This is a genomic window from Methanomassiliicoccales archaeon, assembly GCA_026394395.1.
Classification (GTDB): Archaea; Thermoplasmatota; Thermoplasmata; order Methanomassiliicoccales; family UBA472; genus UBA472.
This window is the reverse complement of record JAPKYK010000006.1, coordinates 24,213-46,560: the sequence shown is the minus strand read 5'-3', so window position 1 is coordinate 46,560 and position 22,348 is coordinate 24,213. Positions and strand designations below refer to the sequence as shown.

Genomic DNA, 22,348 nt, shown 5'->3' with positions numbered 1-22,348 from the left:
CTACCGATAAAATATAATCGGTCGGGCAATGGTTTTTTATCCTGCAAGGGATTGAGCACGATGTCATGTCCAAGAACTGGTTGCAGGAGCGCCGACGTGATTACTACTACCGCAAAGCGAAGCAGCTGGACTACCGCAGCCGCGCCTCCTTCAAGCTCATTCAGATAGATGACCACTTCAAGATCATCAAACGGGGATCGACGGTAGTCGATCTGGGCGCCGCTCCCGGCGGTTGGTTGCAAGTGACCGCGGAGCGCGTAGGGCCCAAAGGTAAGGTCGTGGGCGTGGACCTGCAGCCGATAGAACCGCTGGAGGGCGTGCAGACCATAAAGGGCGACGTGCGCAACCAGGCGGTGCGCGACGAGCTATTGGCGCTGACCGGCGGCCGGGTCGACCTGGTCATGTCGGACATGTCCCCCAACATATCCGGCAGCTATTCCATGGACCACGCCCGCTCCATCGAGCTCTGTGAGATGGCCCTGGACTTCGCCATGCGCACGCTCTCCCCGGGCGGGCGGCTGCTGATGAAGATGTTCGAGGGGGACCTGAGCAACGATTTCCTGGCCGAGGTGAAGAAGCACTTCGCCACCGTAAAGCGCTATTCCCCGGAGGCTTCCCGCTCTAGCAGCTCGGAGATATACGTCATCGCCAAAGGGTTCGGCAAGACCGAGGAAGGCCAGAGCGGCTAACCTTTTTATCCGCCTAAAATCTTGTAAGAGACGATGTTGACCTACATTACAATCATGTTCAACTCCAACGGCAGCCGCCCCTCGGAGATATTCAACGCCCTGAACAACATGGGCTTCCAGCCCACCACCGGCAACTACGACGGCTTGTTCAAGTGGGACAAGAAGGCCACCCTGGACGACGCCATATATCTCGCCGACAAGGTGTACCTCACCCTGAAGGGCACCGGCGCCCTGTTCAAGCTGGAGACAGTGTCCGAAAAAAACGACTGAGCTGGGACGATGAGGTGCGGCAAGATCGTCTGCGTAGGCCAGAACTATAGAGCCCACGTGAAGGAGATGAGCTCCGAGGAACCGGCCGAACCAGTGCTCTTCCTGAAGCCTTGCACGTCCCTCATCGAGGACGGGAAGGCGATATTGATACCGCCGGGCATAGGCACGGTGCACCACGAGGTGGAGCTGGCCTTGATCATAGGCCGACCAGGCAAGGACATAACGCCGAAGAGGGCCCTGCAACACGTCCGGTCCGTGGCGGTGTTCAACGACGTCACCGCCAGGGACGTACAGTCGACCGCCAGGAAGGCCGGCCTGCCCTGGGCCCTGAGCAAGGGCATGGATACCTTCGCCCCCATGAGCGACCCCGTGCCTCTCAGGGAGGTCGGCGACCTGCACGTCCTCGAACTGGAGCTCAGGGTCAACGATGAGCTGAGGCAGAAGGGGAACACCTCCCAGATGATATTCCCGCCCGAGCAGCTGATCTCCTATATCTCCCGCTACATGACCTTGGAGCGTGGCGACATCATCGCCACCGGCACGCCCAGCGGCGTCGGTCCGTTACGGCCGGGCGATCAGGTCGTGGCCACCATATCCGGTGTAGGCACAATGGCAAACCCAGTCAGGGCTCAGTCCCAAAAGCGCTTGGTACGGGCGTAGTTGATTTCGGCGTTCAGGATGTCCCGCAGGAACTCGTCCTCGTCCGGGGCGAAGCTGGCCAGGATGCGGGCGGCGGTGTCCGTTCCGACGCCCCTGGCGGCCATGGCCAGCAAGGCCCTCCGCCCGTTGTTCTGCACCAGGGAGGCGTTCTTGTACAACCGCCGCAGTTCCTTCTCCTCGTCCTCTTTAAGGTCCTTCTTCTTGACCAGCTTGACCATGTCGCGGTTGTAGCCGTTCAGGGCGGCCACCATCTGCCCCCCGCACTGGTGGCAGACGATGAAGCGCTTGGCGTCCTTGGCCTTCAGCCTCCACTGCACCCCGCAGTTCAGACAGGTCATGTGCAGGCTCTCGTCCTCCAGGCGTTTCTTGAGCGCCATCAATATGGAATGGTCGGCTCGCTGCGGGGTGATGAGCTCTTTGGTATGGGTGAGCCCGGCCTTGCCTATGGGCGACAGGCCGCACACGGCGATCTCCATCTCCCCGGACTCGATGGCCTTGATCACCTCCATGGTCTGGGGCACGTCGAAGTCCTCCCACAGCACCTTGTCCACCGCCTCCTGCATCAATGAGGAGCTTTCATAGGCCTCGACCAGGCGGGCGAAGCTGATGTTGTGGTAATCGGCGTCCCGCTCCACCGCCCCGAACTTCTTGGCCACGAAGACGAAGCGCCAGCGCATGTGGCTGGAGTTCTTCATGACCATGCGGATGAGGCTCTCCACCGCCGGGGCGTTTATGGAGCGCAGAGTGTCCACCACTGTGTCCGGGCCGATGTCCCGGGGCAGGTCGATGATGACCCGGTAGGGGTCGGTGGTCACGGCCACGCTCTCCCCCAACCGCGCCGTCAGCAGCACCGAGAGCATCTTGGAGATGGTCTCGTTGACCTTGCTGCCGAAGCACATGTTGAGTATGGCCATACGCTTACCCATCTCCAGGGTGATGCGCCGGTCGGTGGGCATGGGGAAACCGTCCCTCTGCTCCTTCAGGTAATCGTCCAAGGCCCGGTAGGAGGCGGCGTCACCGCGGTACGCCTTCTTATCGTAACTCTCGCGCATGCGCCCCACTTCCTGGGCCACCTCGAACGGCACGGGAATGTCCTCGCCCACCCAGGAGGGGATGGAGCCGATCTCCTTGACCTGTTCCACCAGCAGCTCGTCGTCCTTGACCTCCACGATGCGCCATGAACGGCCGCGCGTGATGAAGGTAGCGTACGGCTCGGCGAAGGAGATGACGAAGCTCTCGTCTAGCGTCCCCACTAACTTGCGCGTGCCGATGTCCCTGATCTTGAAGGTGCGCTCGTCCGGGATCATGGAGATGTTATCATAGAAGTACTTGCGGCCCCTGGCCGAGCGCTTGTAGACGTCGTCGTTCACGAATATCAGGCCGATCTCCGCCACCTGCCGGAGCACCGCCTCGAACTTCTGCCTGGTCAGGTCGCGGAAGGGATATGCGCGCCGTATCACGCGGAAGGCCTTCTCCACCGGCACCGGACCGGCGACGGTCATGGCGATGATCTGGTTGGCCAGGACCGTCAGGGGGTCCTTGCGCACTACCAGCGGCTCGTACCCTTCGTTCAGCGCCAATCTGGTTATCACCAAGCTCTCGGCGATCTCGTCCGGGCTGGAGGCCACGATGGCCCCCTCCGTCTTCCTTCCTATCCGGTGCCCGGCCCGGCCCATGCGCTGCACCAGCCGGGAGACCTGGCGCGGGGAATTATACTGGATGGCGAAGTCCGACGAGCCGATGTCTATGCCCAGCTCCAATGAGGAAGTGCATATCAGCCCCTTCAGTGCCTCGTTCTTGAAGGCGTCCTCCATCTCCACCCTGGTCTCCTTGCTCAGGGAACCGTGGTGTACGCCCACCTTGAACTCCTCGTCCCACACATGGAAGCGGGCGGCTATGGCCTCGGCGGTGTCCCGGGTGTTCACGAAGAGCAATGTGGAGCGGTGCGACTCGATGAGGTCCTTGGCCCGGCGCATGCAGGCGATAAGCTGAGGGTCGCTCTGCAGTGTGCCAGCCAGGTCCTTGTCCTCCTCCTTGACCTCCGGACACTGCACCCTGATATCCATTTCCTTAGCCACCTTGGCCCGGATGACCCGCACCGCCCTGCCATTTCCCCCAAGGTAGTTGGCCACCTCTTGATACGAACCGACGGTGGCCGAAAGACCGACGCGCTGGAACTCCCCAGCCAGTTCCACGACCCGTTCCAGGGCGACCGCCAGCTGCGCCCCGCGCTCGTCGTTGGCCAGTTCATGTATCTCGTCGACCACGACGTACTTCACGTTGGCCAGGTGGGTCCTGAGGTTCTTCCCGGTGAACATGACCTGCAGCGTTTCCGGGGTGGTTATCAAGATATCTGGCGCGTACTTGGACTGCCGCTGGCGCTCGCTCTGCGAGGTATCCCCGTGACGCACCGCCACGCTGAGATCTAGGGCCTCACCGAACTCCTCCAGGCGCTTGAGCATGTCCCGGTTGAGGGCCCTCAAAGGGGTGATGTAGAGAAGCCGGATGCCCTGGCCCGGGGTGTTGATGAGCTTGTGCAGGAGAGGCAGCATTGCCGCCTCGGTCTTGCCGATGCCGGTCGGGGCGACCAGCAACACGTTGTCACCGGCCATCACCGGAGGTATGGCCTCGCTCTGAGCCCCGGTCGGCTCGGTTATCTCCTTGTCCTCCAGCACCTTGCGGATGCGGGGGTCCAGCAGTTCGAATACCATCTTACCTTCCGTCAATATTGGTGATGCGCTTCATCACAGTGCTCAAGATACTCCATGATGTCAATGCGCGTCAGCGTCCCTAGGAGAATATTGTTGTCATGACCTACGACCAGCATCCTGGCGATCTGTTTGGAGTTCATCTCCTCGAAAGCCTGGTAGGCGGAGGTCCCCACCTTGACCTTCTCGTAATGAGCAGTCATGAGATCGCCGATGAGGGACGAGGAATCGTCCTGCTTCTCGAGCACCTCCCGGAGCACGACGCCTATGGCCTCTCCACCGGAATCGACGACCGGATACAGGTAGTGCGGTTCGGAGACAGCGCCTCTCATGGCCTCGCCCACGCTCATTTCCGAGGTGAGCGTGATAGGGTCTCCCCTCATTACCTTTTCCACCGGTACGCCGTCCAGGGTTGCCGGGTCATATATGAACGTGCGCCTGGCCACCTGATTTCGATACAGGGTCTGATTCCCGGTCACCATATAGGAGAGCGCGGAGGCCACCATCACCGGGATGAGCACGGTATAGCCACCGACGACCTCGGCCATCATCACCGATGCGGCAATGGGGGTCTTTGAGACACCGGCCATCATGGCTCCCATGCCGGCGATGACGAAAAGAGGGAGCGGCGTCAGGTCCAAGCCAAGGGCAAAAGTGGCTCCTAAGGCCCCTCCCATCAAGAGGGAGGGGAAGAACACGCCACCGCTACCACCGCTACCGATGGTCAGGCTGGTGGCCACCAGCTTGGCCGCGAACAACGCCAGCAACAGCCCAATGGAGATAACGGACCCCTCGATGAGCGCCCTGATGGTGTCCTCGGACGTTCCCAGTATTTCGGGGATGAACACGCCGACGCAGCCCACTAGTAGCCCGCCCAGCATGATCTTTACGGATAGGGGAAGGGCGCTGCGCTTGGTCAGCTCCTCCATCAGATGCATGGAGCTGATGAAAAGCCGTCCAGCCAGGCCTATGATGATTCCCAGAGCGATGATGCCGATGACGATGACCGGGTCCAAGCTCAGGTCCATCGCCGGCACCTCGAAAAGCGCCTCGTAGCCGTTCAGGGAGACGAAGACCAGATATGAGACCACGCTGGCGATCATCGAGGGAATGATGGCCCCCGGCTCCAGATCGTTCTTGTACGGCACCTCCATTGCGTAAATGGCTCCGCCCAGGGGCGCCCGAAACACTGCTGACAAGCCGGCAGCCGCCCCGGCTATGGCCAAGGTACGCATTTCTCCCTTCCTCAACTTCAAGCGGTCCCCGAAGAATGTGGAGACGGAGGCTCCGATGTGCATGATTGGGCCTTCCGTGCCGGCGCTGCCCCCGGTGCCGATCGTGATCGCGGAGACCAATATCTTGTACGGTCCTGAGCGGGGCGAAACCCTTCCCCCCCGATGGTGTATGGCCTCAATGACCCGGCCAGTTCCCCCTCCGGCCGAATCCGGGGAAAGGCGAGATATGATCAGGCCGGCCAGCAGTCCGCCGATAGCTGGCAGGAACAACCGGAGATACCAGGGGATGTCCTCAACATCATAGCATATATGCCAGATGCCGACAAGCATCCATTGGAACGCCATCGCCCCCAGTCCGGCGCCGAGTCCGATGAGCACGCTCAAGGGTATCCATTTTCTCAGATAATCCTTGAAGTCCTCTGTTACGATGCCCTGATAACCTCGCCTCAGGTAATCGACGGTGTGCTTCCGATTCGTTGTATCCTGGCTCATGTAGCACGGAGACCATTGGCTCTCATCATTAAAAAATAATTGCGAGAAATGGTTTATTAAATGGGGTTTACTGCTTGACCGGTTCGGCTGGGGCTTCGGGCTCGGTGGCCAAAGCCAGCATCTCGGACACGTCCATGACCTTGATCTTGGCCCCGATCTTCTTGGCCGCCTGCTGCAGGTTGAGCACGCAGAACGGGCAGGTGGTGGCCAGGATGTCCGCTCCGGTGTCCACGGCCTCCTTGACCCGCTCAATGGCAATGGCGATGGCCATGTCGTTGTACTGGCTCTTATACCCACCGCCGGCGCCGCAGCACCTGGACTTCTCGCGGACGTTCTTCATCTCCACGAACTCCACGCCGGGTATGGCCTTAATGACATTGCGCGGCTCGTCGTAGACCTTGGCGTGGCGTCCTAGGTGGCAGGGGTCGTGGTAGGTGACCTTGACCTTGAACTCCTTGGTGAACTTGACCTTCTTCTCCTTGATCAGCTTGTCAGCGTATTGGGCGAAGTGGAACACCTCGAAGGTGGGATGGGAGTAGAACTTGCCGTAGTCGTGCACGGTGGTCTTGTAGCACCCGGCGCAGGCGGTGACCATGGCTTGTGCCCCCATGTGCTCCATGGTGGTGATGGTGTGCTCGGCGAAACGGTAGGTGAGGCCGGTCTGGCCGGTCCTGAGGGCCGGGGAGGTGCAGCACCACTCGTCGCCCTCCATGATGTTGGTGGAGACGCCGCAGCGGTTCAGGAAGATGACGCTCGCTTTCGCCAGGTTCTGCATGCGGTAGGAGGCGGTGCAGCCGGCGAAGAACACCACGTCAGGATTCTCGGCCTTGGGCACGGCCGGGTACCAGGCGCCGCGCTTCTCCATGGGCTCACCGTAGGGGTTGCAGACCTCTTCCAGGCGCTCCTTGATCTTGACGTGAGCGGGCATGGGGCCGTGGCCGCTCTCGACGCACCACTCCCTGACCTTCTCCCAAAACTCGGCGAAGTCGATGCCCACGTGGCACACTTCGGCGCAGGCGGCGCAGGTGGTACACATGAAAAGGGCCTCGACGAACTCGTCATCGATCTCCACCTTGCGGCCCAGAAGCTTGTCTATGACGGTGCGCTTGCCCAATTGGGAGATGTAGAAGACCTTGCCCCTGGGGGTCACGGACTCCCAAGGCGTCTGTCTCCACGTCTCACAGGTTTGAATACAATAGCCGCACTGAAGGCAGGCTTTGATCTCCCTATCGATGTTCGGTAATTTGACCATGACGATACCTCTGAGCCCAGATGAGGAGGATTGACCTAGGCCAACCCTATATAGATTGTGCTCTATGCATGCCCAACGGGTATTAAAGTTTTTTCAGCCCATCAATAGTGATGGCCAAACATATTGGAAAATAAAAATTTTATTTAATATATATTTATATTGGGTGCCCCGGATCCGAACGACGGAAAGCCCGTCAACCCTCCAAGATCGGGGAATAGCCGTACCAAGCGCCCTCGTCCCTCAACAGGTCCAGGTTCTTCTCCAGCAGCTCACGATGGCCTTCCTCTATGTGCGTCAGCCTTTCCAACAGCGCCTTGGCCCCCACGTCCTCGACCATGACCACCGCGTTCCTGTACATCTCGATCGAGTTGACCTCTACATTGATACCGGTCTCCATGGCCGCGATCTCGTCCTCCAGCGCAAGGCAGCTGTCCGGAGGGAAACGGAAGGCGATCTCAGGTGCCACTCCTAGAAGTGACATGGACGGGCGGACGGTGGACGGATCGGTCCCGGGAGCGATCCTCCTCATCTCTCGTAGGACATGCTCTTTGTGCTGGACCTCGTCCCGGGCCAGCCCGCGCAGCAGCGCGGCGCCCTTCTCATCCCTCACGCATTCGTTGAAGCGGTGATAGAACCCGATGCCGAACTCCTCGACGCTCAGTGCCGCCGCTAAGATCGACAGTACACCTTCATCGCCGCTGATGCCCTTGCCGTTCATCCAAGACCTCGGATGACTTAGGCATCGCATCGACTATAAGTGTTATCCATGTCAGAACGAACGCATTATTGTTCCAATCCAGAATAATATGGGGAAGGCATTTTCGGGGAGAGGGGGGAAGTTCTGTCCATCGACAATTTTTTTAATACGTGTCGCATAGAAATATTTAAAAGGCGAATCAGATTTGCCGCATTTCGTAGGCAGGTCGTGAGTACGCCCCTGGTGATGGTCATGTGTCAGGCGGGAAAGGAGCTGTTTCCCACCTCAAGCATTGAACGGTGCATTTATGATCAGTGATAGCTTTTTTCCCATCCTTCTTGTACTGGCATTCTCCGGTGCCCTATTGGCCGCAGCCTTGAACCGCAGGCCCAAGGACAGCACCAGGGTGGCCTTCGGGGCGTCGGCGATGGCCGCCCTCGTGGGCATGCTTGTCGGAGCGGACGTCCTGTTCAACGGTCCTATGCGGCTGGAGCTTCCGTTCTCCTCTCCCTTCGGTACCTTTGCCTTCGCCGTGGACCAGCTCAGCGCTCTGTTCATCATCATGATCTCCTTGGTCACCTTCGCCGTGTCCATCTATTCCCTCGGCTATGTCGACCATTACTTCGGAAAATACCCCATCGGCCTGATGGGCTTCCTGTTCAACATCTTCTACGCCTCGATGATAATGGTGGTCACGTCCTCCAACGCCATCCTGTTCCTGATAATGTGGGAGACCATGTCCCTGTCCTCCTACCTCCTTGTGATATTCGAGAGCAGGGAACGGGGGACCGTCGGTTCCGGTCTCTTCTACCTCATCATGACCCACATCGGGACGGCGGCGATCACCATCGGCTTCATCCTGATGTACACGGAGTCCGGGTCCTTCGATTTCGATACCTTCCAAGGGGCCGCATCAGGGATGTCCGACCTCCTGCGCTCCTCGGTGTTCCTCCTATGGCTGGTGGGCTTCGGGACCAAGGCGGGGATAATCCCGCTCCATATCTGGCTGCCCATGGCCCATCCCGCCGCACCCTCCAACATATCCGCCCTGATGTCCGGGGTGATGGTGAAGACGGCCATCTATATGCTCATACGCTGCTACTTCGGCTTCCTGGGCGTCCAGGACGCCTGGTGGGGGATTGTGGTCCTGGCGGTCGCCTGCGTATCGGCCCTGCTCGGGGTCATGTACGCGCTGATCGAGAGCGACATCAAACGCATGCTGGCGTTCTCCACGGTCGAGAACATCGGGATAATAATGATGGCCCTGGGGGTGGCCATGCTCTTCCAGTCCTATGGATTGCCCGAGCTGGCCGCGCTGGCGCTCATAGCCACCCTGATGCATGTGCTGAGCCACGTCCTTTTCAAATCCCTGCTCTTCATGGGGGCGGGCAGCGTCCTATATGCGACGCATACGAGGAACATGGAGAAACTAGGCGGGCTGGCCAAGCGGATGCCCTACACCAGCCTGATGTTCTTGATCGGCGCGCTCTCCGTGGCCGCCATCCCCCCGATGGCCGGGTTCGTGAGCGAATGGCTCGTCTTCCAGTCCATGCTGCAGTCCTTCAATTTCCCGGAGATGATCGTGAAGATACTCATCCCGGTGAGCCTGGGCACGCTGGCGATCACCGGGGCCCTCGCCGCGGCGACGTTCCTGAAGGCCTTCGGCATAACATTCTTAGCCAGGCCCAGAAGCGAGGAGGCAGAGCAGGCCAAGGAGGTGCCGCGCACGATGCTCGTGGGAATGGGCATCTTGGCCGCGCTGTGCGTGCTGGTCGGCGTACTCTCGTTCGCCATCCTGCCGGTCCTGGACGACGTCACCTCTCCTCTCATAGGGGTCTCGATCAAGGACCATCTGACCAGTGGGCTCATGATCGTGCCGACCGTAACGGAGTTCTCCCAGGTCTCCCCCGTGTACATCGCCGTCCTGTTGGCGGTGATCTTCCCGCTCGTCCTGGTCCTGACGAAATATTACGGGGGGGATAGAAAGGTGGTCCGCGCGGACACCTGGGACTGCGGCACTCCCCTGACCTTCAGGACCGAATACACCGGAAGGGGGTTCTCCAACCCCATCAACCGCATGTTCTCCTGGGTGTACAGGCCGAAGAGGGAGTTCAAGGCCACCGCGCAACCCTCGCCTTACATCAAGACCAAGATGAGCTATTCCAGTACGATGGAGCCAGTGTTCGAGAAGTACATGTACGGTCCGGTGGTCTCCTTCGTGAGATGGGCGGCCCGGAAGATAAGTGTGATCCAGACCGGGAGCATCCAGACCTATCTGGGGTACATCTTCGTCATGCTGGTCCTGCTTTTGCTCGCCATGAGGTGGTGAAATGATCATTGAAATCATCCAGACCCTGCTCATCCTGGCCACCGCTCCCCTGGTGACCGGTCTCATCCGCAAGTTCAAGGCCTTCTTCCAGGGAAGGGAAGGACCTTCGGTCCTTCAGCCATATCATGACCTGGCCAAACTGTTCCGCAAGGGTTCGGTGGTATCCAAGGATACGTCCTGGTTGTTCATGGCCGCACCATACGTCTGCATGACGGCCGTCATAACCGCCGCGCTCATGGTGCCGTTCTTCACCTACAAGTCCGCCAATTTCATCGGGGACCTGATCGTCGTCGTATATCTCTTCGGCACGATGCGCTTCTTCCTCGTCCTATCAGGCCTGGACGCCGGATCCTCCTTCGGCGGCATGGGGAGCAGCCGGGAGGTGACCATAGCGGCACTGGTCGAACCGACGATGCTGCTCTCCATATTCACTATGGCGCTCATTTCCGGTACGACGAGCATCGGTCAGATCTCCGAGGGCATCGCCACCACCGGTCTCGACCTGGTGCGCCCGGCCCTCTTCCTGGCCTTCGCCGCCTTCTTCATCTCGACCCTGGCGGAGAACGCCCGGGTCCCGGTGGACAACCCGGCCACCCACCTCGAGCTTACCATGATACACGAGGCCATGATACTGGAGAATTCCGGAAAGCAGCTCGCTCTCATGGAATGGTCCAGCATGACCAAGCTCCTCCTCTATATAGCCATCATGGCCAACATTTTCTTCCCGTGGGGCATAGCCACGGAGCTCACGGCGGCGGCGCTGGCCGTCGGGTTGATCGTCATATTCGTCAAGGTATTGCTGTTCTCACTAGCCATCGCGATAATCGAATCGTCCATGGCCAAGATGCGCCTGTTCCGACTGCCCAACCTGTTGACCGTATCCTTCACCCTGTCCTTGCTGGCGGTGATGTCGTTCTATATTCTATGAGGGAGACGCATGCAAGATTCACTTAGTTTAGACGCCATCGACGCCCTTGCCGCCATCATACTGTTGACGGACTTCATGCTCGTGGCGAGCGCTCGCATGCGGTCCCTGACCCGCCTTTTCGCCATACAGTCCCTGGCACTAGGGGGCCTGGCAGCGGTGGTGGCCTTCGAGACGGGGGCGGAGCACATATACATAATCGCGGTCCTGAGCGTAGCGCTCAAGGCCATAATCATCCCCCGGTTCATCAATTACACCACAGAGAAGATCCATGTAAAGAACGAGGTGGAGCCGTTGATAAAGATACCAGGCTCCTTGCTTATCTGCGCCGCCCTGGCCCTGATAGCGTATTACGTCACGGAACCCATCATGGAGCTGGACACGGCCATAACCAGTAACTGCCTGGCGATATCCTTCGCCTCGGTGCTCATCGGCATGTTCTTCATGGTGTCAAGGCGCAAGGCCATAAGTGAGGTCATAGGACTTCTGGTGGTGGAGAACGGGGTGTTCCTGGCAGCCATAGCCACCACCTATAGCATGCCCATGATCGTCGAGCTCGGGGTGTTCTTCGATGTGTTCATCGGCGTCGTGATCATGGTCGTGTTCGCCTTCCGCATCAACCGTACCTTCGATTCTCTCGATGCCACCAACCTTAGGGGGCTGAAGGATTGATCACCACCGTCCTGCTCCTCCCCTTGGCCGTCGCCCTGATATGCTTCCTGCTAAATCGGCGCATCCGGCTCATCGAGGCGGTGAGCGTCATCGGAGCGGTCCTGCTCCTCGTCTCCGGCCTGTACACATCGATATCCGTGTTCCAGGACGGGATATGGGACGAGGGGGCGTGGTACATAGACCAGCTCAGCGCCCTGATGCTCCTCATAATCTCTTTCATAGGGTTCCTGGTCATAATCTACTCCATACCGTACATACGCCACGAGCACGAGGAAGGGGGCGTGAGCCAGAACATGGTGCGTTACTACTACACCTCCCTCTTCATGTTCATCTTCACCATGGTGATGGTGGTCGTATCCAACAACCTGGGGCTGGTCTGGATTGCGGTTGAGGCTACAACCTTGGTGTCGGCCTTCCTGGTGGGGTTCTACAACAAGGGCACCTCCCTGGAGGCCGCCTGGAAGTATCTCATAATCTGTTCCGTAGGCATCGCCCTGGCGCTGCTGGGGACCATATTCATCTACGCCTCCTCCCTCAGCGTATTAGGGGAGGGCGGCGACCTGCATTGGACGTCCTTGATGGCCGTGGCCGACCAGCTCGACCCGTCCCTGCTGAAGTTCGGGTTCGTGCTCATCCTCATCGGCTATGGTACGAAGGTGGGGCTGGCGCCCATGCACACCTGGCTTCCTGACGCCCACTCCCAATCGCCAAGCCCGGTGAGCGCCCTCCTTTCCGGGGTGCTGCTCAACTGCGCCATGTACGCCGTCCTGAGATACCACATCCTGCTCACCCGGTCCTCGGTCGGGGGGGAGTTCAGCAGCAATCTGCTGCTCCTGTTCGGTCTGCTGTCCTTGGTCATCGCGGCCGCCTTCATAATCATCCAGAAGGATTACAAGCGCCTCCTGGCCTACTCGAGCATAGAGCACATGGGCATAATCTCCATCGGCTTCGGCTTCGGAGGGTTCTGGGGGATATTCGGCGCACTGCTGCACATGTTCAACCATGCCATGACCAAGTCCCTGATGTTCTTCGGGGCCGGGAACGTCCTGCTGAAGTACAAGACCAAGAGCATCGACGAGGTCAGAGGGCTATCGAAGATCATGCCGTTCACCGCCGTGCTCCTGTTGATCGGAGCGCTGGCGATCACCGGTTCTCCTCCCTTCAGCATATTCACCAGCGAGATCATGGTGATGACCGGGGGCTTCGACCAGGGAGACATCGTCCCGGTACTGGTCTACATCGCGTTGATAGTGGTGATATTCGCCGCCTTCATGGCGCACATTAGCAAGATGGTGTTCGGAGAGCCGCCCGCAGGGATGGAGAAGGGCGAGGTGAGCAAGCTCGGCCTCATTCCGATGATCGTGCTGGTGGCGGTCATATTGGTCATGGGGCTGTACATACCGGAGCTGCTGAACGGCGCGCTCACCGACATCGTACACCTGTTCGGAGGCGGAACATGACCGAGGAGACGCTGGAGGAGCTCAAAGCGGAGCTGAGTCTGAGGTTCGGCGAGGGCATCGTCCCCGTTTCGGACGGACCTGAAGGATTGACCTATGAGGTGCCTCTCCCAAGGTTCGCCGACGTGGTCGCGGACGTTTGCAGGAAGCAAGGCGGAACGATGCTGACATTGCACGCGGTCGATGACCGGGCGCGCACGGGATCGTTCTCGCTCTATTCCGTGCTCTCGTTAAGGTCGAGGGGCGAGCTCCTGACCCTGATGACCAAGGCCACCGATTCCTTCCCCTCCCTTACGCCGTTCTTATACTACGCCAACTGGTACGAACGGGACGTCCAGGACATGTTCGGGCTCCGGGCGGTAGGTCATCCCGACCCCCGCCCCCTGGTCCTCTACGATTCTTGGCCGGAGGGCAACTACCCTCTGCGGAAGGACTTCGACGCCCGCACCAAGGTCCCCAGGGTCCCATCGCCGTATCCGTTCAAGGTGGTCGAGGGGGACGGGGTGTTCGAGGTGCCGGTCGGCCCGGTCCACGCCGGAGTCATCGAGCCCGGGCATTTCCGCTTCTCGATAGCCGGGGAACCGATACTCAACCTCGAGGTCAGGATGGGCTACGTCCACCGAGGGGTGGAGAAGAGGTTGGAGAACGCCTCGCCGTCAGCGGCCTTGAGGCTGGTCGAGAGGATCTCCGGGGACAATGGCGTGGCGCACTCCCTGGCCTACTGCCAGGCGTTGGAACGTGGAACAGCGGTCCCGGAGGTGGTCGAATTCGGGCGCTGCATATTAGCGGAGCTGGAGCGCATATACAATCACCTAGGGGACATAGCCGGTCTGGCCCTAGACACCGCTTTCTCGGTGCCGGCGGCCCAGGGGTATTCATTGAGGGAGGAGATGTTGAGGTTAAACCAAAGGCTCACCGGACACCGATTGCTGTGGGGCGTGGTGACCGTTGGTGGGATGAGGAACGTGTTCAACGAGGCAGCCATCAACGACGTGCAGCGCACCCTGCTGGACGTGGGGAACGAGACCGATGCCCTGGTGCAAGGGATGATCGACACGCCCTCGTTCATGGACCGTGCGGAGACCACTGGCATAGTCAGTGCTGAGGTGGCCAGGGACCTACGGTTGGTGGGGCCGGTGGCCAGGGCCAGCGGCATGGACGTCGACGTCCGTCGGGACCATCCCTACGCCGCCTACGGGAGGCTCAACTTCCGGGTGCCGGTCAGAAGCACCGGGGACGTGCTGGCCCGGTTGAACGTCAAGGCCGAGGAAATAAAGGAGTCCAGCAGCCTGGTGATAGAGTCGATCGACAAGATGTCCGGCGACCTCTCCCCTGGAAAGGTAATCGTTCCCAAGGACGGGATGTTCGTCGGGTTGGTGGAATCTCCCCGCGGGGAGGTCCTGCACGCCCTTCATTTCCGAGGCGGGAAGATCGTCCGTCACAAAGTGCGGGACGCCTCGTTCTGCAATTGGCCAGGCATAGAAATGGCCGTGCTGGGGAACATCGTGCCGGACTTTCCGCTCATCAACAAGAGCTTCAACCTGTCCTATGCGGGGAACGATCTGTAGGAGCTGATGAAATGGTCAAGACCTTATCTATCAACAAGAAAAGGACCATACCCCTCGACGAGCTCCTGGCCAGCGGGAACGAGTACCCCTGCGCCGACCTTGCTCTATGCGATGATTGCGGCAAATGCTTCAGTTCCTGCCCCACCGAGGCCATCACCGTCGCTGGGAGATGGTCCGTGGACCTGGGACGCTGCCTATGGTGCGGGGATTGCATCGAGGCCTGCCCCCGAGGGGCGATATCCATGGCCGGCAAGTGCAAGGCCGTGGCGACACGGGACGAGCTAATCAGGGGCGCCAAGGACCTGGAGTGGAAGGGCCTCCAGCTGAAGGAAGGGATACGGAAGGTGCTGGGCAGGTCCCTGGCCATCCGGGAGGTCGATGCCGGCTCCTGCAACGGTTGCGAGGTGGAGGTCAACGCCCTATCGAACCCCTTCTACGACCTGGAAAGGTTCGGGGTCAAGATAGTGGCCTCCCCCAGGCACGCGGACATGCTGTTGGTCACCGGTCCGGTCACCAGGAACATGGAGGAGGCGCTGATGAAAACCTATCTCGCCGCCCCAGAACCGAGATTGGTGGCGGCCATGGGCACCTGCGCCATATCCGGCTGCCCCTTCGGTGGCAGCTACGCGTCCGGGACGGGCGTGGACAAGGTGCTGCCGGTGGACATATACATACCCGGTTGCCCACCGCACCCACAAAGCGTCATCCAGGCGCTTCTGGAATCGCTCGGGCGCCTATGATCACCTGACGATGATGACCGTGCAGGAAGCGTGCCGGACGATGTACTCCGACACGCTACCGATGAACAAGCGGTCCAGGACGTTCTTGCCGGAGGTACCTACCACGATGGTAGTGGCCCCCACCCTCTCGGCCATGGATATGCACGCCTCGCCCGGGGTCCCGGATTCCAGAAGGGCCACGACCTCGATGCCCTGCTGCGAACCCTCGAGCTTGATCTTGTCTATGTGCTTCTTGGCCGAGCTCATGTTCGACTCCCGGTCCTCATCCTGCTTGGGGCTTACGACATAAACGACATAGAGGGTCTCATGGCGCAACTTGGCGTATTCTAAGGCGTATGACACTGCCTTGTTCGAATGCGGTTTTCCATCTGTAGCCAGAACAATGCTCATCCCATCACCTGAGGCGGCAAATGGGTCTGTTTGAGATAAATGTTTTCCATTGTTAAAACGTCATTCATGCTGCTCAAGTCGCTTGGAAAGGTAAACGACATCGTCGTGCTCCTTGTAACCAAGTTCCGAGAACAGACGGCGGGAGGCGGAGTTATCTGCGTGGATAAGCACCGAGAAGACCATGATCCCCCGCACGTGCAGTTCCTCCTCCGCCCGGCGCACCAGAGCGCTGGCCACGCCCTGGCCCTGCCAGCAGATCCTCACCGCAAGGCGGTTCAGCCATCCTTTCCGGGCGTCGTGGGTGGCGAGCAAGGTGCCGATGATCGTGCCGTCCGCCTCGGCCACCAGAAATATGGAGCTTTCCTTGCTCAGCTGCTCCAGCACCCTTTCCCGGGAGTCCCGTCCGTTGGCCTGGTATGGTAGCCTGGCCTCCTCCCACACCTCCGCCACCTCGGGGTAGTCGTCCGCCCTCATGCGGCGCAAGGCGAACTTCGCGCCAGGCATCGCTCACACCTCCAGATCCAGCTCGAGGCCGATGGGGCAATGGTCGGAGCCCTGCACCTCGGGCAATATGAATGCGTTCCGGCAGCGCCCCTGCAACCCCCGGTCCACGAAGAAGTAGTCGATACGCCACCCCACGTTCCGCTCCCGCGCCCGGGTCTTCATGTCCCACCAGGTGTATCTCTCCGGGGACGCATCGAACAATCGGAAGGTGTCCACGAAGCCGTTGTCCAGGAAGCGGTCGATCCACTGGCGCTCTTGGGGCAGGAAGCCCGACGTCCTTTCGTTCTCCTTGGGTCGGGCCAGGTCGATCTCCCGGTGGGCGGTGTTCACATCCCCGCAGACCACCACGTGCCTACCCGACTCAACGGTACGCTTGGCCACTTCCAGGAACTCTTCGTAGAACTCCATCTTGTAGCGCAGCCTCTCCGGTGAGGCCTTGCCGTTCGGGAAATAGATGTTGAACAGGACGAAGTCGTCGAAATGCGCCACCATGGTCCGCCCTTCAGAATCGAAGCGATACTGGCCGAGCCCCGGGACCACCTTGGACGGTTTCTGCTTGGAGTACATGCAGACCCCGCTGTACCCCTTCTTCTCCTCCGGAGAAACGAAATAGGAATGGTAACCTGGCAACTGCCGCAGGTCCTCCGGGAGCTGGCCGACCTCGGCCTTGGTCTCCTGCAGACATATGATGTCCGCGCCATCCTTCAGCAGGGTGCCCACCAGCCCTTTCTTGTAGACCGCCCGTATGCCGTTGACGTTCCAGCAGATCAGCCGCATTCTTGGACCTCGGCGGGGAATTGCCTCTCCGCGGTAATAAAGGGAAGCTCGCACCCCCGGCAAAAAAAGGTGTCGCGTCCTGGTCCGGGCAGCTGGCATGCCGATTATCAATCGCCGTAACCGCCCCATCAATGCTTATATGGTCCCCAAGGAATAATCGCTCCGGTGGGGAGCGGTCCCGGTCACTACTGTCCACTTCATTAATGACCAGTGGCCGACGATTTACTAGGCATGGTGAAAATGGCGGTCACGGACGGCTCGTGGAAGAGGCGGTTCTTTACCATATGGGGTGGACAGGCCTTCTCCCTGGTCGGCAGCAGTCTGGTGCAGTTCGCACTGGTCTGGTGGCTGACGGTGGAGACCGGTTCGGGGACGGTGCTGGCCCTCGGCACATTGATGGGGGTGTTGCCGCAGATCCTCGTTGCTCCCTTGGCCGGGGCATACGTGGACCGCTGGGACCGCCGGCGCACCATGATCGTCGCCGACTTTTTGGTATCCGCGGTCGCCTTCCTGTTGATCCTGGCGTTCGCCGCCGGTGCGGTAGAGGTCTGGATGGTTCTCGTGGCCATGCTGGCCCGGGCCACCTTCTCTGGTTTCCACTGGCCGGCCATGCAAGCGGCCACCTCCATGATGGTGCCGGAGGAGCACCTATCGCGCATCGGGGGGATCAACCAGGCCATGTACGGTCTGGCTAACGTCGTGGCCGCTCCGGCGGGTGCGGTGCTCATCGCTATGATGCCCATGTGGGGCGTGCTCTCCGTCGACCTGGTCACGGCGGCCATGGCCATCGTTCCACTGCTGTTCATCCCCGTGCCCAACCCAGAGCGCAAGGAACAGGAGCACTCGCTGATAAAAGAGATGAAGGAAGGGCTGGCATTTCTCAAGGGCTGGCGAGGCGCGGTCTCGGTCATCTTCCTCTTCATGATAGCCAACCTCCTGCTCAGCCCGGCCTTCTCCCTGCTGCCGCTGCTGGTGATAGACCATTTCGGGGGCGGCGCACCGGAGTACGCGGCCATGGAGGCCCTGGCCGGCCTGGGCATGCTGGTCGGGGGCATCGCCCTGGGCATCTGGGGAGGGTTCAAGAAGAGGATATACACCACGTTGATCAGCACTCTGACGCTCAGTCTGGCGATGACCGTTATGGGGGTGCTCCCTCAGGACATGATCCTGATAGGTTATGCCTGCTGCCTGCTGATCGGTGCGGCGCTCTCCATGCTCAACGGCTCCCTGATGGCCATGATGCAGGCCTCCGTGCCCTTCGCCATGCAAGGCCGGGTGTTCGCCCTCATAAGCAGCGGGGTCACCGCCATGATGCCGATCGGTCTGTTGCTAGCCGGTCCGATGTCCGATATCATCGGGGTACAGGTATGGTACCTGGTGGCGGGGATACCTATGATCGCGCTCTCGGTCGCCTACATGTTCATCCCCTCGGTGATGAGCATGGAGTCCATTACCTTCCAGGAGGACGCGGGGACGTCAGGGCCGGCCCAGCGATGACCGTCTAAATGATGGCAGGCAACCATTCGAACAGGTCCAAGCACGGATATTTCCAGACGATCCATTCGAAAAGCCTGATTTCATTAAGTAAAATACAGGAATATGCTTAGATATAACATCAAAGAGATAAAGGGCGACAGAGCGAGAGGCACATGGCTGAATTAGGTTACCTGACGGTCATTCCCAACATCGTCGGCAGCGTAGTGGCCGCATGGTTGGCCTATCGGGTCTATCAGGGAAGGCCCACATCTTACCGCACCTCCCTGTTCATGACCTTCTTCCTCATTTCGGCGACCTCCCTCATCCTGGCCGGAGAGAGGCTGATATTCGATCTGGAGTATTCCCTGATGCTCATCGTCGTGGAATACACGACCGAGACCATACTGCTCCTCTGCATCCTGGTTTTCGTCATGCAGTACACCGGGCACGGCGGGTGGGTCACCCCCAGGAACCTGGCCCTGATCGCCGCTCCGGGAGCGTCCTGCGTCATACTGAACCTGACCAATCCCTGGCATGGCCTGATCTATACCAACGCCGTGCTGGTGGTGCAGGGGGGAGTGGCCATCGTTGATACGGAGTACGGACCGTTGTTCCTGCTTTGGGTGGCAAACTTCATTTCGATAACGGTCGCCTGCCTGGGGCTGCTCTATGCCACCCTGCCGGATTCCTCTTTCGACCGCCGGATGACCACTTGGTCGTTGATGCTGGCCCTGGGTATTATGACCATCAGCATCGTGGCCTACCTGCTCCTTCCCCGTAACAGCGCCTATGTGGACTTCCTTTCCATTGGGCTCACCCTCAGCGCCATCACCATATTCTTCGGTGAACGGGGCTTCAGTTCAGCGGACGCCGAGCTCGTCACTGCGCGCGAGGCCATCAAGGGCATGGAGGACGCGGTGCTGGTTTTCAACGCAAACATGGCCTTGGTATTCGTCAACGAGCACGGGCAGAGGATTGTGGACGAGAACCGGGAATTTTTGATAGAAAGGAGCGCGGCCCGGGGATTGAGCGTTCCTATGGGATCCAATAAATGGGAGATCGCTCTGAAGGTCAACGGCGTTCCCCAGCACTACAGCGTCTCCACATCCGACATCGTCCGAGAGGGCAAGGCCATAGGTGCGGTCGTGGTCTTCCACGACATCAGCAAGCGCAAGGAGATGGAGGATAGCATAAACCGGGCCAACCGAAGCCTTAGAACATTGAACCAGATAATCCGCCACGATATCAAGAACGACCTAACCGCTATCGGAGGTTATCTCGAGCTGATGGAAGGGACGAACCTCGATCCCCGGCAGAGAGAGCTTCTATTGAAGACGAAGGACCTGGCCCGCAGCGTCGACGGTCATCTCACATTTGCGAAGGACCACCAGACCATTGGCTCTGATCCAGCCTGGCAGGACCTCCAAGGGACTTTCGACGACACGCTGTCAAAAATGGACCTCGGGGGCATCGGATACGATTCCCACATCCAAGGGATCAAGGTACTGGCCGATCCCATGTTCCCCAACGTCGTTCATTGCCTGGCCGACAACACCGTACGCCACGGCAAGAAGGCCACCAAGATAATTGTCAAAACAGAAGAGACCGAGGTCGGCCTCCTGATCATCTGGGAGGATGATGGGGTAGGAGTACCGTTGGCGGACAAGGAAAAGATCTTCGTAAAGGGGTTCGGCCAGAACACCGGGCTCGGCCTATTCCTGGTCCAGGAGATACTGTCGTCCACCGGGGCCTGCATCAGCGAGGAGGGCGAGCCGGGGAAGGGCGCCCGTTTCGTGGTCCTGGTGCCATCGGGATGGTACATCAGGACCTCCCCCGCCGGAACATAGTTCACCGGCAGCAATCCTCGCCGCAGCTCACCTCGTCGTTGCCTTTCAAGGCGGCCATGATCATGGCGGCGGCGCAGCCCACCCCGCTCTCGACACAGATGGCGCCGCTGGCACAATTCCTCTGGCAGGCCCCGCATTCCATGCAGTCCTCGGCCCTTGCCAGCCGCACCCGGCGTTCCCCCTGGGCAAAGACCCGGTGCGGACATACCTGCAGGCACAGGCCGCAGTTGACGCATTTGCCTGGATGAAAGACCAGGGTGTTTATGGGCTTGACCGCCGCGCGCTGCTCCAGGCCGATGGTCAGCTCCATTAGAACCAACCTCCCCAGTAGCCCAAGGCTCCGACGGCCGCCAGTACCCCACCGACGACGGCCAGGAAGACCATGGCCGGAATGTAGGTGAATATTTCCCTCTTCACCCCGGTGCGGGAGGCGAAGGTGGTGGAGCCGGTGAAGTTCAGGCCCAGGTATCCCAACCATGGAACTAGGAGAAGATACTCCGCCGCTACCGCCATCAGCGTCAGCGTCCCTATCCCGGAGTAAAGCTGATACAAGGCGAACGGGGTGACCAACAGCGCACCCATCACCATGCCTCTGAACGAGAGGTCCTTGCCCGGGAGGTAGGGCAGGAGCGCCGGGAAGAGGAACAGCCCGCCCAGGGTCAGGACCATGGCCAGGGACCCGTAGAACGGGATGAAAATCGCAGCCAGTAGCAAGGGCATGAGCCCCCAGCGATAGTTGCGGAGCTCCACCGGTGCCAGGACCAGGCGGTCCTTCAGATCGAACCGCACGGTCCGCATCTCCTCCGTGCATACGCCCCTGTCCAAAAACGATGGCAGATCTTCGGCCCGCACCGGTCCGAACTCCACCTTGAACCCGCAGCCTTCCTTCACGTCCCTGGCCGTTACCCCGGAAGCGGAGAGCTGTGGCAGTATCAGGGCCCGGTGGTCGACCACGTCCTTAAGGTTGGTGGCCTCCACGGCCTTCAGGACCTCCGCGGTCCCGAAGGTGCCCTTGCCCGCGGCGCACCAGACGTTGATCCCTTTTGTATCGAGGACCAGGATGTAGGCGTCCCGGCCGTGCAGGGAGGAACGCACCGCGTCGAAGCTCAGAGTGTAATTGGCAGTGACGAGGACCTTCGAGCCGCGGTCGGGGGCACCGATCGCATATAGCCCCGGCCTCACCCGGTGTCCCATGCGGTCAAAGCCTAGTCGGGCCCTGGCATGGTCCACGCTCTCTTTTCGCCCTAGGACACCTGCGGTCCTCTGGACCTCCTGAGCGTAGGTCTCGTCCAAATCCCTACCCCCGTCTCGGTTCCAGGACATCCGTCACTCCCTTGACCAGGTCCCCCGCCCTGAACAGGTGCAGGCAGCACACCCGGCCGTCACGCACCAAGGTCACTATAGCGAGCTTGTCCCCGGCCTTGATGCCAGCCTTCTCCCTTATGGACTTGGGCAGGACCATCTGCCCCCGCTCGTCCACCTTAGCCACCGCCTCGACCTCGTATCTTCGTTCATCATCGGATGGCGGACAGCACACTTCCGTCGGGGCGACCTTCTTTCGGGGCATGCTCCGTGGATGACCTACATAATATTTGAATATTCTGAAAAATCAGAAAAAGGACCACGCGTAAAATGGATATGTCCCTCCAACGTTCCCCAG

Annotated in this window: 21 protein-coding genes; 11 read left to right on the top strand and 10 right to left on the bottom strand. The window is 60.0% G+C overall.

What is annotated here, in order from left to right:
* Positions 1-65 precede the first annotated feature (65 nt).
* Genes NT131_08260 through NT131_08250 form a run of 3 tightly spaced genes read left to right on the top strand, consistent with a single transcriptional unit; the run spans position 66 to position 1,619 of the window.
* Complete coding sequence (locus tag NT131_08260) at positions 66-689, top strand: RlmE family RNA methyltransferase (GenBank protein MCX6651627.1); 624 nt, start codon at positions 66-68, stop codon at positions 687-689.
* Positions 690-722: 33 nt separating this feature from the next.
* Positions 723-959 (top strand): hypothetical protein, encoded by a 237-nt coding sequence (locus tag NT131_08255; GenBank protein ID MCX6651626.1) that lies wholly within the window; start codon positions 723-725, stop codon positions 957-959.
* Between the two features lie 9 nt (positions 960-968).
* Positions 969-1,619, top strand: coding sequence for a fumarylacetoacetate hydrolase family protein (locus tag NT131_08250; GenBank protein ID MCX6651625.1), 651 nt, complete (start codon positions 969-971; stop codon positions 1,617-1,619).
* On the opposite strand, the gene NT131_08245 is transcribed toward NT131_08250, so the two are convergent.
* The 4 genes from NT131_08245 to NT131_08230 all read right to left on the bottom strand — a co-directional run bounded on the left by NT131_08245 (position 1,589) and on the right by NT131_08230 (position 8,024).
* Positions 1,589-4,330: a DEAD/DEAH box helicase gene (locus NT131_08245; GenBank protein ID MCX6651624.1), complete on the bottom strand. Its 2,742-nt coding sequence runs from the start codon at positions 4,328-4,330 to the stop codon at positions 1,589-1,591. The genes NT131_08250 and NT131_08245 overlap by 31 nt on opposite strands.
* Before the next feature lie 11 nt (positions 4,331-4,341).
* Positions 4,342-6,054 (bottom strand): chloride channel protein, encoded by a 1,713-nt coding sequence (locus tag NT131_08240; GenBank protein MCX6651623.1) that lies wholly within the window; start codon positions 6,052-6,054, stop codon positions 4,342-4,344.
* A 67-nt stretch (positions 6,055-6,121) separates the two neighbouring features.
* On the bottom strand, positions 6,122-7,306 hold the full coding sequence (locus NT131_08235) for a heterodisulfide reductase-related iron-sulfur binding cluster (GenBank protein MCX6651622.1): 1,185 nt from the start codon (positions 7,304-7,306) through the stop codon (positions 6,122-6,124).
* A gap of 193 nt (positions 7,307-7,499) precedes the next feature.
* Positions 7,500-8,024: a ferritin family protein gene (locus tag NT131_08230; GenBank protein MCX6651621.1), complete on the bottom strand. Its 525-nt coding sequence runs from the start codon at positions 8,022-8,024 to the stop codon at positions 7,500-7,502.
* A 286-nt stretch (positions 8,025-8,310) separates the two neighbouring features.
* Here NT131_08230 and hyfB point away from each other — a divergent pair, with 286 nt between their 5' ends.
* The 6 genes from hyfB to nuoB are packed head-to-tail and all read left to right on the top strand — an operon-like array spanning position 8,311 to position 15,694.
* The gene (gene hyfB, locus NT131_08225) at positions 8,311-10,332 is read left to right on the top strand and encodes a hydrogenase 4 subunit B (protein MCX6651620.1); all 2,022 of its coding nucleotides are present in this window, start codon (positions 8,311-8,313) and stop codon (positions 10,330-10,332) included.
* Position 10,333: 1 nt separating this feature from the next.
* Entirely contained in the window at positions 10,334-11,260 is a 927-nt protein-coding gene (locus NT131_08220; GenBank protein MCX6651619.1) for an NADH-quinone oxidoreductase subunit H, read from the top strand.
* A 9-nt stretch (positions 11,261-11,269) separates the two neighbouring features.
* On the top strand, positions 11,270-11,929 hold the full coding sequence (locus tag NT131_08215; GenBank protein MCX6651618.1) for a hydrogenase: 660 nt from the start codon (positions 11,270-11,272) through the stop codon (positions 11,927-11,929).
* On the top strand, positions 11,926-13,389 hold the full coding sequence (locus NT131_08210) for a hydrogenase 4 subunit F (protein MCX6651617.1): 1,464 nt from the start codon (positions 11,926-11,928) through the stop codon (positions 13,387-13,389). The genes NT131_08215 and NT131_08210 overlap by 4 nt, the downstream gene beginning before the upstream one ends.
* Complete coding sequence (locus tag NT131_08205; protein MCX6651616.1) at positions 13,386-14,954, top strand: NADH-quinone oxidoreductase subunit C; 1,569 nt, start codon at positions 13,386-13,388, stop codon at positions 14,952-14,954. Before NT131_08210 ends, NT131_08205 begins: the two co-directional genes overlap by 4 nt.
* Positions 14,955-14,965: 11 nt before the next feature.
* Entirely contained in the window at positions 14,966-15,694 is a 729-nt protein-coding gene (nuoB, locus tag NT131_08200) for an NADH-quinone oxidoreductase subunit NuoB (GenBank protein ID MCX6651615.1), read from the top strand.
* Here nuoB and NT131_08195 read toward each other — a convergent pair whose 3' ends face one another.
* From NT131_08195 to NT131_08185, 3 genes are read right to left on the bottom strand one after another with little or no spacing between them, the layout of a single operon-like run.
* Complete coding sequence (locus NT131_08195) at positions 15,695-16,084, bottom strand: universal stress protein (GenBank protein ID MCX6651614.1); 390 nt, start codon at positions 16,082-16,084, stop codon at positions 15,695-15,697.
* 60 nt (positions 16,085-16,144) lie between these two features.
* The gene (locus NT131_08190) at positions 16,145-16,588 is read right to left on the bottom strand and encodes a GNAT family N-acetyltransferase (GenBank protein MCX6651613.1); all 444 of its coding nucleotides are present in this window, start codon (positions 16,586-16,588) and stop codon (positions 16,145-16,147) included.
* Between the two features lie 3 nt (positions 16,589-16,591).
* On the bottom strand, positions 16,592-17,365 hold the full coding sequence (locus tag NT131_08185; protein MCX6651612.1) for an exodeoxyribonuclease III: 774 nt from the start codon (positions 17,363-17,365) through the stop codon (positions 16,592-16,594).
* Between the two features lie 231 nt (positions 17,366-17,596).
* Here NT131_08185 and NT131_08180 point away from each other — a divergent pair, with 231 nt between their 5' ends.
* On the top strand, positions 17,597-18,862 hold the full coding sequence (locus tag NT131_08180) for an MFS transporter (protein MCX6651611.1): 1,266 nt from the start codon (positions 17,597-17,599) through the stop codon (positions 18,860-18,862).
* A gap of 152 nt (positions 18,863-19,014) precedes the next feature.
* Entirely contained in the window at positions 19,015-20,688 is a 1,674-nt protein-coding gene (locus NT131_08175; GenBank protein MCX6651610.1) for an ATP-binding protein, read from the top strand.
* A gap of 1 nt (position 20,689) precedes the next feature.
* Here the strand turns inward: NT131_08175 and hgcB are convergent, their stop codons facing one another.
* The 3 genes from hgcB to NT131_08160 are packed head-to-tail and all read right to left on the bottom strand — an operon-like array spanning position 20,690 to position 22,255.
* Positions 20,690-20,998 (bottom strand): mercury methylation ferredoxin HgcB, encoded by a 309-nt coding sequence (gene hgcB / locus NT131_08170; protein MCX6651609.1) that lies wholly within the window; start codon positions 20,996-20,998, stop codon positions 20,690-20,692.
* The gene (gene hgcA / locus NT131_08165) at positions 20,998-21,981 is read right to left on the bottom strand and encodes a mercury methylation corrinoid protein HgcA (protein ID MCX6651608.1); all 984 of its coding nucleotides are present in this window, start codon (positions 21,979-21,981) and stop codon (positions 20,998-21,000) included. The genes hgcB and hgcA overlap by 1 nt, the downstream gene beginning before the upstream one ends.
* A gap of 4 nt (positions 21,982-21,985) precedes the next feature.
* Complete coding sequence (locus tag NT131_08160) at positions 21,986-22,255, bottom strand: HgcAB-associated protein (protein ID MCX6651607.1); 270 nt, start codon at positions 22,253-22,255, stop codon at positions 21,986-21,988.
* Between the last annotated feature and the right edge of the window lie 93 nt (positions 22,256-22,348).

Excerpts from the sequence above, each read along its gene's own strand:
- NT131_08260 (MCX6651627.1), top strand. The coding sequence starts at position 66 with ATGTCCAAGAACTGGTTGCAGGAGCGCCGACGTGATTACTACTACCGC.
- NT131_08255 (MCX6651626.1), top strand. The coding sequence starts at position 723 with ATGTTGACCTACATTACAATCATGTTCAACTCCAACGGCAGCCGCCCC.
- NT131_08250 (MCX6651625.1), top strand. The coding sequence starts at position 969 with ATGAGGTGCGGCAAGATCGTCTGCGTAGGCCAGAACTATAGAGCCCAC.
- NT131_08245 (MCX6651624.1), bottom strand. The coding sequence starts at position 4,330 with ATGGTATTCGAACTGCTGGACCCCCGCATCCGCAAGGTGCTGGAGGAC.
- NT131_08240 (MCX6651623.1), bottom strand. The coding sequence starts at position 6,054 with ATGAGCCAGGATACAACGAATCGGAAGCACACCGTCGATTACCTGAGG.
- NT131_08235 (MCX6651622.1), bottom strand. The coding sequence starts at position 7,306 with ATGGTCAAATTACCGAACATCGATAGGGAGATCAAAGCCTGCCTTCAG.
- NT131_08230 (MCX6651621.1), bottom strand. The coding sequence starts at position 8,024 with ATGAACGGCAAGGGCATCAGCGGCGATGAAGGTGTACTGTCGATCTTA.
- hyfB (MCX6651620.1), top strand. The coding sequence starts at position 8,311 with ATGATCAGTGATAGCTTTTTTCCCATCCTTCTTGTACTGGCATTCTCC.
- NT131_08220 (MCX6651619.1), top strand. The coding sequence starts at position 10,334 with ATGATCATTGAAATCATCCAGACCCTGCTCATCCTGGCCACCGCTCCC.
- NT131_08215 (MCX6651618.1), top strand. The coding sequence starts at position 11,270 with ATGCAAGATTCACTTAGTTTAGACGCCATCGACGCCCTTGCCGCCATC.
- NT131_08205 (MCX6651616.1), top strand. The coding sequence starts at position 13,386 with ATGACCGAGGAGACGCTGGAGGAGCTCAAAGCGGAGCTGAGTCTGAGG.
- nuoB (MCX6651615.1), top strand. The coding sequence starts at position 14,966 with ATGGTCAAGACCTTATCTATCAACAAGAAAAGGACCATACCCCTCGAC.
- NT131_08195 (MCX6651614.1), bottom strand. The coding sequence starts at position 16,084 with ATGAGCATTGTTCTGGCTACAGATGGAAAACCGCATTCGAACAAGGCA.
- NT131_08190 (MCX6651613.1), bottom strand. The coding sequence starts at position 16,588 with ATGCCTGGCGCGAAGTTCGCCTTGCGCCGCATGAGGGCGGACGACTAC.
- NT131_08185 (MCX6651612.1), bottom strand. The coding sequence starts at position 17,365 with ATGCGGCTGATCTGCTGGAACGTCAACGGCATACGGGCGGTCTACAAG.
- NT131_08180 (MCX6651611.1), top strand. The coding sequence starts at position 17,597 with ATGGTGAAAATGGCGGTCACGGACGGCTCGTGGAAGAGGCGGTTCTTT.
- NT131_08175 (MCX6651610.1), top strand. The coding sequence starts at position 19,015 with ATGGCTGAATTAGGTTACCTGACGGTCATTCCCAACATCGTCGGCAGC.
- hgcB (MCX6651609.1), bottom strand. The coding sequence starts at position 20,998 with ATGGAGCTGACCATCGGCCTGGAGCAGCGCGCGGCGGTCAAGCCCATA.
- NT131_08160 (MCX6651607.1), bottom strand. The coding sequence starts at position 22,255 with ATGCCCCGAAAGAAGGTCGCCCCGACGGAAGTGTGCTGTCCGCCATCC.